The organism is bacterium (genome assembly GCA_040753085.1).
GTDB lineage: Bacteria > UBA9089 > JASEGY01 > JASEGY01 > JASEGY01 > JASEGY01.
This window is the reverse complement of sequence record JBFMHI010000121.1, coordinates 1-8,356: the sequence shown is the minus strand read 5'-3', so window position 1 is coordinate 8,356 and position 8,356 is coordinate 1. Positions and strand designations below refer to the sequence as shown.

Annotated in this window: 6 protein-coding genes and 2 tRNA genes; 1 reads left to right on the top strand and 7 read right to left on the bottom strand. The window is 46.9% G+C overall.

Going from position 1 to position 8,356, the window contains the following annotated elements; genetic code table 11:
- Window positions 1-411: 411 nt before the first annotated feature.
- From AB1797_11050 to AB1797_11030, 5 genes are all read right to left on the bottom strand, one after another.
- Window positions 412-2,187: a WecB/TagA/CpsF family glycosyltransferase gene (locus AB1797_11050; protein MEW5768138.1), complete on the bottom strand. Its 1,776-nt coding sequence runs from the start codon at window positions 2,185-2,187 to the stop codon at window positions 412-414.
- A 121-nt stretch (window positions 2,188-2,308) separates the two neighbouring features.
- A complete protein-coding gene (locus tag AB1797_11045) occupies window positions 2,309-3,394 on the bottom strand; it encodes an ATP-binding protein (GenBank protein ID MEW5768137.1) in 1,086 nt (361 codons plus the stop codon).
- A 150-nt stretch (window positions 3,395-3,544) separates the two neighbouring features.
- Window positions 3,545-6,169, bottom strand: a complete 2,625-nt coding sequence (gene mutS, locus AB1797_11040) for a DNA mismatch repair protein MutS (protein ID MEW5768136.1) — start codon at window positions 6,167-6,169, stop codon at window positions 3,545-3,547.
- The gene (locus tag AB1797_11035) at window positions 6,162-6,431 is read right to left on the bottom strand and encodes a DUF433 domain-containing protein (GenBank protein ID MEW5768135.1); all 270 of its coding nucleotides are present in this window, start codon (window positions 6,429-6,431) and stop codon (window positions 6,162-6,164) included. The genes mutS and AB1797_11035 overlap by 8 nt, the downstream gene beginning before the upstream one ends.
- Before the next feature lie 3 nt (window positions 6,432-6,434).
- On the bottom strand, window positions 6,435-6,599 hold the full coding sequence (locus tag AB1797_11030; protein MEW5768134.1) for a hypothetical protein: 165 nt from the start codon (window positions 6,597-6,599) through the stop codon (window positions 6,435-6,437).
- A 487-nt stretch (window positions 6,600-7,086) separates the two neighbouring features.
- Here AB1797_11030 and rsfS point away from each other — a divergent pair, with 487 nt between their 5' ends.
- A complete protein-coding gene (gene rsfS / locus AB1797_11025) occupies window positions 7,087-7,467 on the top strand; it encodes a ribosome silencing factor (protein MEW5768133.1) in 381 nt (126 codons plus the stop codon).
- 10 nt (window positions 7,468-7,477) lie between these two features.
- Here the strand turns inward: rsfS and AB1797_11020 are convergent.
- Window positions 7,478-7,552, bottom strand: a tRNA-Ala gene (locus AB1797_11020).
- A 75-nt stretch (window positions 7,553-7,627) separates the two neighbouring features.
- Window positions 7,628-7,702, bottom strand: a tRNA-Gly gene (locus tag AB1797_11015).
- Window positions 7,703-8,356: the final 654 nt, after the last annotated feature.

Genomic DNA, 8,356 nt, shown 5'->3' with positions numbered 1-8,356 from the left:
TCACTATGTCAAGTACTTTTTTGAGAAATATTAAATTTTTAGTGGCTACATTTAAAAGTAAAAATATAACATAACTCCTTGCCCTCAAATATCTTAGCCCTAAAATGCTGGCGGAACATCCGTTTTAAAGCCTGCGTTTGCGAGAGGTGCTATAAAAGTATATCGGTGCAACCACAACCGCAGAATATAGAAAATATATTGAAAAGGATTCTGCCCTTGAGCGCCGATTCCAGATGGTCTGGGTGGATGAGCCAATAAAGGAAGAAGTAGTAATCATGATGAACAGGATAAATTTAATCCTGTCAATCCTGTTCATCCTGTCAAAAATAGAACTGAATAGATACAAGGCTTTTAGAAATAAATGCGGAGAGCAGATGACTGGGCTTCAGCCTTCAGCCTTCAGTCTTCAGCCTATGTCTTTAAGTCATTAAGTTTAATCTTGTGAATAAAAACGGCCAGTACGAATCGGGGAAGACCCAGGATCCGTTTTATTCGCCAGGGTTGAGAGTAAAGTCGATAAAGCCATTCCAGGCCGTGCCTCATCATCCATCCCGGCGCCCTTTTGAGCCGACCGGCGATGACATCAAAGCTCCCTCCCACCCCCATACAAACCGGAACTCCAAGCATCTCAAGGTGCTCTGCTATCCATCTTTCTTGCCGTCCCAGTCCCAGCCCCACAAAGAGGACATCCGGAGAGGATTGTTTGATCTTGGCAATAATTCCCTCTTCGTCTTTTCTTCCAAAATAACCATGGTGAAAGCTAACCACCTTTAGACCAGGGTAGTCTCTGGAAAGATTTAAGGCCGCCTCTTTGACCACTTCCGAGGTGCTTCCCAGCAAAGAGATGGTGTAGCCTTCTCGGCTTGAAAGCCGGCAGATATCTTTTAAAAGATCTATCCCGGTCACCCTTTGACTAAGGGGTGTCCCATAAAATTCTGCGGCCCAGAGCAGACCAATACCGTCCGGAATGAGCAAATGGGCCTTAGCCAGGGTCTGTTTTAGTTGGCTGTTGCTTTGGGCCTTAAGAATCATGAGGGAGTTAGGCGTAAAGACCATATGAGGGCTTCTTGAGGAAATGAATTCTTTTACCTTCATGAGGGCAGAGCTTTGAGTTACGTGATCGATGGCCACATCCAGGATAGGCACGCGGGGGGTGGAGGCTGAATGGGCTGGAGGAGGCGCTTTATGGAAGAAGGGCCTTAAAGGAAGCCAGGCCGTAAGCCCGGCCGAGAGGAGCAAGATTTGGGATATAAGGGTATTTTTGAGGATAAAGGCGGTAGAGAGGACCGAAAGGACCAGACAGAGAAAGCTGACCAGGAAGACAGTTTGAGGGGTAGTCAGCCCACCGACCAACCCTCCCCGGCTGAATAGCCCCTCCTCTCCCCTTCCTTTTAGATAAACATACAGAATAGGGGCGGCTACCAGGGCGACAGGTATGCCCAATATAAACCAGGGAACAATTAGGATAAGCAGGGTAGTTGCCTTGGAGACCCCCAGAATGGTCAGGCCTCCTAATAGAAGCCCCAGGGTCATGCCTCCGGTCTCGCCCAAAGGCAGAGCCGCCGGATAAAAGTTATACCTCAAGAAAGCCAGCTCTGCCCCGGCCAGAGAGGCGAAAAGGTAGACCGAAGGTAGGGATTCCCCCTGAAGCACATTGATCACAAACAGGGTCAAGGTAAGGATGGAGGCAATAGCCACCACCAGCCCGTCCAGGCGATCGATCAGGCTAACAGCATTGATGACCAGAATGAGCCAGGCCAGGGTAACCGGCCAGACAGAGTGGTTAAGATAGATATAGCCTCCCAAGGGGTTGGTGATAAAGGTGATCTTCAGCCCAAAGCCAACTACCAGGGCGGCCCCGATCAATTGCAGTCCCAATTTTGCCTTCCAGGAGAGCGGCCTCCTTTTAACCCAAAGTCCGGCCACGGTTATCACCCCTCCTCCCAGCAGGAGGCCGGCTATTTGAGGGTCCAGGCTGGAGGCAAACATCCCTTTAAGAAAAAAGACCAGAATCGCCCTTGGGTTCCGGGGGATATCTTCCAGTGGGGGGATAAGGACACATAAACTAAAGGCCAGATAAATAAGCAGGCCGGCATCAAGGGGGCAGTATTTGGAAAGCCGTTTTATCAGGGGGGCAAGCCCGTAAACAACCAGGGCTGCCATTAGAAAGAAGGGGAGAATCTTCATGGTGTACTTCTAAAACCGCCGACCGTCCGGCCTTCGCCCACCATCTACCTGAGACCAGCCGGGGTGCCGCGGTCGATCACGGTAATGGGCTCTTCAGCCACAACGCGAAAGGCTTTCTATATCAAGTATTTCGCTCAAGCCAGATTTGAAAAAATGGGTCTACTAATGAATATCCCTTTTTGTCTTTATCCACTAATCCATTTTTGACTAAGCTACGAATGGAGGCTTGAACAGTAGAAATTGAACCTAAGTTATAATTGAGGATAGTCTCCTGGGAGAATATTTGGTTTGTTCTGGCTAAAGTCCGCAGCACAGCCCTTTGAGATAAACTAACTGAGTCATACCATGTATAAAAAAGTTCATTTTGATGGTGGATTATTTCTTCTAAACCTACCTGGATATCTGTTTGGCTTACTCCTTTTTCTGCGGCCAACCAGACATGCCAGCAGAGCATTTGAACATGATAAGGGCTATTTTTAGACAATTGAATAATTTCTTTAGCCAGGTTTTCAGATATACTTTTAGAAGTAACGGCAAAACGTTCTATAATAAAAGCTATCATCTCATCGGCCGGAATTGGTTCTAAGGGATAGACTTCGGCTGATTTATAAAATGCCCGATTGGGGTCTGCAAACATTTGCATAATAATATGCGTCTTACTGCCGGTAAAGATATAGCAAACTTCATGATGATGTTGAATAAAAGAGCGTAGTTTTTTCTCAAATCCCTCTCCATTCAATCTGGAAACTTCTTGAAATTCATCAAAGACCACTACTACCCGCTTTTTATATGACCGGGCTATCTTCTGAGGCAGCTCATACACCTCTTCTAATGCCCTATCCACACTTCCTCTGGCTTTAGAAAAATCAAAGGTCACCTTCCATTGGCCATCGGGTCTTATTTCAAAAATGGGTGTAATTCGGCTAAAAAAAGAGGCTATCTTTTCCATCTTTTCCTTCCAGGTGATAAGGGCTTTACTTATGGCTTGAGAGTATATTTCTAAAAACTGAGCCATAGAAGTGGCTTGCTGAATATCTACATAGATAGCAATTGTCTCTTTTTCCTGAGACAATTCTTCCAGAACTGTTTTAATCAGCGAAGTTTTGCCCAATCGCCGTTTAGAATACATAAATACATTCTGGGCGGCTAAGATATAGTGTTTAAGCTCTGATATTTCCTTGCCTCGATTTGTAAAGCACTCACCCATAACAGCTTCTCCATATTTAAACGGATTCTTCACGGTCTCTTTCACCTCACTCTATTATTATACTCATTAGCATTATACTATTTACTATAATATATGATAGCATAATCAAACGGTTTGGTCAAAGACCTCCAAAGTCACGCCTCTCGAAACCTAAACCGATGTTTTTAGCTCCTGAAGTTTATTGAGGGCCTGGAGAGGGGTAAGATTATTCAGATCAAGCTGCCTTATTTTCTCCACCACTGGGTGAGGCTCAAAGGTGAAAAGTTCAAGCTGGGTAGGCCCACCCTTCTGAGGGCGGCTGGCACACCCACTTTGTGGGTACCCGGAATGGCGGGTGGTAAAGACAGACCTCATCCCCTCTGAGGCGGCCTCTTGCTCCAGTTTCTCCAGTATCTCAGAGGCCCGGCTGATTACCTGAGCCGGCAGACCGGCTAATTGGGCGACGTGAATCCCGTAGCTTCGATCCGTGCCCCCTTTAACGATCTTCCTCAAGAAGACCACCTGGCCATCCTGTTCAGAGACAGCGATGTTGTAATTCCTTACCCTCTCTAAGTAATCTTCTAACTCGGTCAACTCGTGATAATGAGTGGCAAACAAAGCCCTGGCCCTGAGCTGGGGGTGATTATGGATATACTCGGCCACTGCCCAGGCAATACTTACCCCATCAAAGGTGCTGGTTCCCCGGCCTATTTCGTCCAGGACAATCAAGCTCCGGGGGGTGGCATTGTTGAGGATATTGGCTGTCTCGATCATCTCCACCATAAAGGTGCTCTGGCCCTTCATTAATTCATCAGAGGCCCCTACCCGGGTAAATATGCGGTCTACCACCCCAATAGTGGCTGAAGAGGCCGGAACAAAACCGCCTATCTGGGCCATCAGGACAATCAGGGCCACCTGTCTGATGTAGGTCGATTTACCGGCCATATTGGGGCCAGTAATGACCAGAAGCTGGTCAGAATCAGCCCCAAGCAGGGTATCATTGGGCACAAACCTCTCACCCGTAAGGATATGTTCGACCACGGGATGACGACCCTCGGTGATGATGATCTGCTGGCCCTCATTTAATTCCGGTCTGACATAGTCATTTTCAGCGGCCACCCTGGCTAAGGCATTCAAGACATCCAGCAGGGCCAAAGCCCTTCCCACTTGCTGAATCCGGCCCGCCTCCTTGATGATCCTGGCCCTTATTTGGAGGAAGAGTTCGTATTCCAGTTCGATTATCTTTTCCTGAGCGGATAAGACCTGGAGTTCCCGTTCTTTCAACTCGGGGGTGATAAATCGTTCGCCATTAGCGATAGTCTGCTTGCGGATATAATCCTCAGGCACCAGATGCAGGTTTGGCCTGGTAACCTCGATATAATAGCCGAAGACCTTATTATAACCTACCTTCATGGATTTAATCCCTGTCCGTTGGATCTCTTTTTGTTGAAGCTCGGCAATCCAGCTCTTGCCGCTTTTGGTTATCCGGCGAAGATCGTCCAGCTCCTGGTGGTAGCCTGTCTTAATCAGCCCCCCTTCTTTCAGAGAGAGAGGCGGAGAAGGGGTAATGGCCTCCTCGATTAAGCCGACTACATCAGGCAGTTCGTCCAGGTCAGCCTCTATATCTTGCCAGATCTTTGCCTTGAGAGAGGTAAGTTTCTTCTTAAGGTCGGGAATCAGCTTAAGGGACTCTTTTAAGTCCACCAGGTCCCTGGCATTGGCCAGGCCGGCATCTAATCGGCTGATAAGACGCTGGATATCATGCACCTGATCCAGATCAGCGGCGATATTTTCCCTCAAAGTCAGCGATTCAACCAGCTCAGCGATGCCTTCCTGCCGGTAAGTTATCTCTTTGACCTTAATCAGGGGATGCTGAAGCCAGGAGCGGAGGAGCCGGCCGCCCATGGCCGTCACGGTCTTATCCAACACCCAGATGAGGGTGCCGGTGCGTTCCCCGGTCCTCATGGTTTGAGTCAGTTCCAGATTGCGCCAGGTAGCCGGGTCAAGCACCATAAAATCCGAGGTGGAATAGGGCGTCAGTCGGGTAATATGGGTTAAGTCCGACCGTTGAGTCTCCTTAAGGTAACTGATAATGGCCCCGGCGGCCCCGATAGCGGTCCGCAGATCCTGACAGCCAAAGCCATCTAAGGAATAGGTCTGGAAAAGCTCACATAGGCTTTTATAGCCGCCGGATGAATCAAAGAGCCAATCATCCTGCCAGGTCAGGGTGGCCTGTTCAGGAAAGGATTCGATTAGTTCCCAGTCGCGGAGAGAATCTGGCAGGAGACATTCCCTGGGAGAGATGCGATTTAACTCGCTGAGAAGCTCGGTTGGGTCAGCGAGGTCGGCCGCCTTAAATTCACCGGTGGAGGGGTCAATAAAGGAAAGGCCAATCTGAGTGCCGTTCTTATTAATAGAGGCCAGGTAATTGTGGGCCTTTTCCTCAAGCAAAGAGGGATTAAGGGCCGTGCCCGGGGTAATGGTCCTGATTATCTCCCGCTTGACTAACCCCTTAGCTTTTCTGGGATCTTCGGTCTGTTCACAGATAGTCACCTTGTGTCCGGCCCTGATCAGGCGAGAGATATAGGACTCAACCGCGTGATAAGGCACCCCGGCCATCGGCACCTTATTTCTGGAGGTCAGGGTAAGGCCCAGCACAGAGGCGGCCAGCCTGGCATCATCAAAAAACATCTCATAGAAGTCACCCAGCCTGAAGAACAGGAGGGTCTCCTTATTCTGCCGTTTGAGTTCGGCATATTGTTTCATCATAGGGGTAAGCTGGTTTCCACTACTCATCAGTGTCCTCACTAAAAGAGCTTAACCTCTCTATCTCTTCTGTATGGTCATAATAGTAAGAAAGGGCGTCGCATACGGCAGAGAGAGAAAGATGAGGAAATTCAGCCACCAATTCCTCAGGAAACATTCCCTCCTTCAGAATATAAAATACCACTGACCGGACCGGAAACCGGGTTTCTCTTATGATTGGCTCTCCTCCGCAAATATTAGAGTCTTGAGTTATATAAGTATGATGTGCTACCTCGGCTATTACTTGTCCCATTTTCTAATCAACCTCCCTCCTATTACCGTCTAAATTTATTTTATCATAAAGATGGAATCTAGTCAAATAAATCTTTCCTTCTTCCAGCGCCACGGCTATTAGCTTTTGCGCCTTTGAGTGAATCAGAGCACCCAAAACCTTGTCGGTTTCCACCATTTGATCACGCATATGATTCCCTCCTCCAGTCTAAATGCCTTCAGCCTGTCCACCTAAGTAGTTACGATTATTTTAAGGGCGATGTTCATCGTTTCGGCTACTTACGTGGTAATGGCGAATTTCAGGTGGATAGAGGGGTTGGATACGGCTCTCTGGTTCAGCCATTTAGAAGAGCCTCACCCCTCAATTAAATATCCCCTCTTCGCAAACCTTTCCTAACCAAATCCCTATTTTTAGCCAGAGAAAAAGGGCTAAAGTTATCTGAAAATTTTGCCGATTAGTTAACTGTGATTTCTTCATCGAGGATACCTCCTAGTTTAAAAAAATTATCTCTTTATTAGGTATCCTCGACATTTTTCTTGAAATTATTTAATTTTTTGTAATTGACCCCAAACCTACTTTTTTAACTCATATCTCTAACTGCCTGTTATCCAAAAAGATAGCTCATGCACAAATCTATACCTCTTGTCAACACTCACTCGAGGGGGGGAATACTATATTGACCGATAAGGCCATCGAGAAGGCGAGATTAGCTGCCTCAGCTTCGGACTCAAAGAAAGCCGAAGATATAGTCATCCTGGAAATGAGGGAGGTCATCTCCTACACGGACTATTTTGTTATCTGCAGCGGGAGGTCTAAGATTCAGGTTCAGGCTATTGCGGATGCGGTAGAAGAGAAACTGGCTGAGACAGGTGTTAAGTTAGATCATCGTGAAGGTTATCAAGAAGCAGTCTGGATACTCCTTGATTACGGTGATGTAATCGTCCACATATTTTACCATGAAACACGAGACTTTTACAGATTGGAAGAATTATGGGCTGAAGCTTCTATCGTGCCCTGGAATGAAAGGATTGAAGAGATAAAGGAATCAGTGGTCTAACCTTTGATATTGGTGGAGGCGGTGGGAATCGAACCCACGACCTCATCCACGCCAAGGATGCATTCTCCCCCTGAACTACGCCCCCACATAATTAGAACACCGAGCCCAGCATACAGAACACGGAAAAGAAGTCTGGGCTCTGTTCTCGGTGTTCTGTACCTGGAGCGGGAGACGGGATTTGAACCCGCGACTCCAACCTTGGCAAGGTTGTACTCTACCGCTGAGTTACTCCCGCAGATACTTTTAGGCTGAAGACTGAAGTTCAATAGCTTTCAGCCTTCCACCTTTAATCTTTCCACCCGAGTAGTTACTTAGTAACTACTCAGCCCCAAAGATACGAAGGACTACGATTACACAAGCCAATGGCCAATAGGCAATAGCCATTAGGGCTTATTTATACCTGCTACCTATACCTATTGCCTTTGTGCCTTAATGGCTGAGTAGTTACGTTACTTATTATTGATGGTGCGGCAAAAAGTCTTAAAAAACTGAAAAAATCACTTAAGAGACCGTGAGGTAGGTTTCTATAATAACTTGCTTTTACTATAGTTATTTCAATATCTTCTCTACATTCTCTATGCCCTCTGTAGTAAAATTTTGACTTTTTGCCTAACCATCATTATTAGTAATAATACCAGATAAGATAAAGTTTGTCAACAATAAAAATATTCCAGGTAGAAAATTTATTAGGTCTGCTGATATAGTAGTTAGGGTGCGATACGATGTCGCACAGTTGAGTGTACTCAGGTAAGACCTGGAGTGAGAACATAGGGGACGGTGGTGTAGAAAGTAATTTATTTTAGCCATTGGCCTAAGATCATCTTGCCTACTGAGCTCAGTTCGGTCTTGGCTACAATCCCTCGAACGATCACATGATGTAAAACTCCGG